The organism is Nonomuraea lactucae (assembly GCF_003313395.1).
Taxonomy (GTDB): Bacteria; Actinomycetota; Actinomycetes; order Streptosporangiales; family Streptosporangiaceae; genus Nonomuraea; species Nonomuraea lactucae.
Window position 1 is genome coordinate 1 of the sequence record NZ_QNFZ01000158.1, and the last position, 2771, is coordinate 2771.

2 protein-coding genes are annotated in these 2771 nt (G+C 70.9%); both read right to left on the reverse strand.

From position 1 onward, the window contains the following. Nucleotides 1-2064 (reverse strand): sensor histidine kinase (locus tag DQW85_RS10465; protein WP_113700155.1); only part of this gene is annotated, 2064 nt, incomplete at its 3' end. Nucleotides 2065-2195: 131 nt separating this feature from the next. After that, nucleotides 2196-2771, reverse strand: a 576-nt coding sequence (locus DQW85_RS10470) for an ACT domain-containing protein (RefSeq protein WP_113700156.1), incomplete at its 5' end; no start/stop codon positions are given.

A 2771-nucleotide genomic window follows, 5' to 3' on the forward strand; every position in this document is an offset into this window, starting at 1 on the left:
CCCCGGACCGCCGGGCTGCGGCACGGCCTGGGCGGAGCCGCCGAACGCGGGCCGCTGCGGCAGCGGCTGCCGAAGCGCGCCGTCGGCGATCAGGGCCGGAGGAAGCAGCACCATGGCGACCAGGCCGCTGCCGCTCGCCTTGCGGAGCTGGACGCGGACGCCGTGGCGCAGCGCCAGGCGGCCGACCACGAACAGGCCCATGCGGCGGGAGACCGACACGTCCACCACCGGCGGCTCGGCCAGGCGGCGGTTGGCCTCGGTCAGCTCGTCCTCGGTCATGCTGATGCCCGCGTCGGTGACCGACAGCAGCGCGCCGCCGCCGTCGACGAGGCTGCTCGTGACCACGACCTGCGCGTTGCTCGGCGAGAACTGCAGGGCGTTCTCGACCAGCTCGGCCACGAGGTGGACCAGGTCGTTGGCGACGCTGCCGAGCACCGAGGTGCCCCGGTGCACCTTGACCTGGACTCGCTCGTAACCCTCGACCTCCGACAGCGAGGCGCGCACCACGTCGACCAGCTTGGCCGGCTGGCTGCGCCGGCGGGCGGGCTCGTGGCCGGCGAGGACCAGGAGGTTCTCGGAGTTGCGGCGCATGCGGGTGGCCAGGTGGTCGAGCTTGAACAGGTCGGCCAGCCGGGCGCCGTCCTGCTCGCCCTTCTCCAGGCCGTCGATGAGCGAGATCTGCCGTTCCACCAGCGTCTGGGTGCGCCGGGAGAGGTTGACGAACATCGAGCTGATGTTGCCGCGGAGCTCGGCCTCCTCGCCCGCGAGCCGTACGGCCTGGCGGTGCACCTGGTCGAAGGCCCTGGCGACCTCGCCGATCTCGTCGTTGCCCGCGACGTCGATCGGCCGTAGCTCGGGCGCCGAGTCGCCGGACAGGCGCAGCTGGCGCACCACGTCGGGCAGGCGGAAGCCGGCGACCTCGAGGGCCTCGGTGCGCAGGCGGCGCAGCGGCGTGACCATCGAGCGGGCGATGGCGACGGTGAGCAGCAGCACCAGGAGCAGCAGCGCCAGGATCAGGATTCCGGTGATGACCGCGTTGCGGATCTCCGAGTCGCGCAGTTCCTGGCTGCGCAGGGCCACCCTGCTGCTGATCTTCCGTTCCACGGACTGGAGGGCGCCGATGGTGGTCGTGTTGTCGTTGAACCACTGGTCGGGCGCGGAGATCTTCTTGGGGTCGGTCGAGGCGAGCAGGTCCTGCCTGAGCCGGACGCCCGGCGCCTTGCCACTGGCCAGCGTGATCGCGCGCGACTTGGTCAGCTCGGTGTTGTAGTACTCGGGCCTGGTCAGCTCTTTCTGGAGCTCCATGCCGACCTGCGGACCGGCCTCCTGGCCGACCGTGGCGATCTCGGCGCGCTGGGCGGCGTTGGAGGCGATGAACCGCTCGACCTCCTTGGCGTCCACGCTGGCCGAGTTGTAGTAGCCCTTGAGGAGCTGGACCCGCTGCCGGGAGGCCTGCTCCTTGGCGCGGGCCAGCGCGCTCAGCGCCCGGAAGTCACCGATGATCTGCGAGTCCTCGCTGAGGAGGCTCAGCTCGTCGTGCAGCCGCAGCAGCGTGTCGAGCAACGAGTCGTAGCGGGTGGTGTCGCGCCGCCCCTCATCCCGGGTCCTGGCGAGCTTGCTGATGTCGAGGCGCGCCCGCCTGACGACGTCGAGCACGCGGGGGCCGTAGGACTCGTCCATCGCGTCCAGGTCGGCCCGCGTGGCCTGCACGATCTTGTCGACCTCGGCCTTGCGCTCGGCGTACGGCTTGGCGAGCTTCCTGCGCAGGCTGCGGGCCGCGTCGAGCCAGCCGCCGGTGTCGCGCTCCAGGCCCAGTGCCTGGACCAGGTTGCGGAGCCGTTCGGCCTGCTCGGCGGCCTGCGTCGTGCGGTCGTAGTCGTTGATGCCCTGCACCGAGCCGACCACGCGCGCTCCGCCGAGCATGACGCAGACGACCGTCGGAACGAGGATGAGCGCGGTCAGGCGCCATCTCACGCGCCAGTTGCGCAGGCCGAACCGGGACAGTGACCGCTTCTCACGGTCCCGTCTGGCGGGGTTGCCGCTCTCGGAGATCCCCGTTGTCACTGCTCCCGTTACCCCTCAATCATCCCGCTTCTGTGCCCCGGTCCTAAGACGTCCACAAGGTATCCGTAGCGCGAGACTAATTACGCCAAACCGGGCACAATCGTTACATATGCGCACACTCGTCTATTGGACTATCGCAACGCCGCGAGCACCTGATCGCGGACCTGTGTCCGCTGCGCGTCGTCGCTGAGGGGGCGTCCGGCGCGGTCGACTACGTAGAAGACGTCTACCGCCTCCGCGCCGAGAGTCTCCACGCGAGCAGCCCTCACGTCAAGACCGCACTCCCCGAACGCCCGTCCGATACGCCACAGCAGGCCCGGCCTGTCATGGGCCCTGACTTCCACCACCGTGGCGGTGGCCGAGGCGTCATCCACCAACGTCACACGGGGTGGAGCGACCGGTACGCGAGGTGGCCTGGCGGACCTCGTACGGCGGGCCAGGCGCTGCTCGATGTCAAGACGCCCAGCAAGGACCAGGCGCAGATCCGCCTCCAGCGTGGCGGGGTCAGGCGGCGAGCCGTACTCGGGGACGACCGAGAACTCGATCACCGCCGTGGACCCGGCCGAGGCCGACGCGGCGGAGCGGACGATCAGCCGGTGCGCGGCGAGCACCCCGGCGGCGCTCCACAGCAGGCCGATCCGGTCGGGCGCGACGACCGTGACGGCTCCGCCGTTGACGCGGACGGCGCCGCCGCCGTGGCGGGCCAG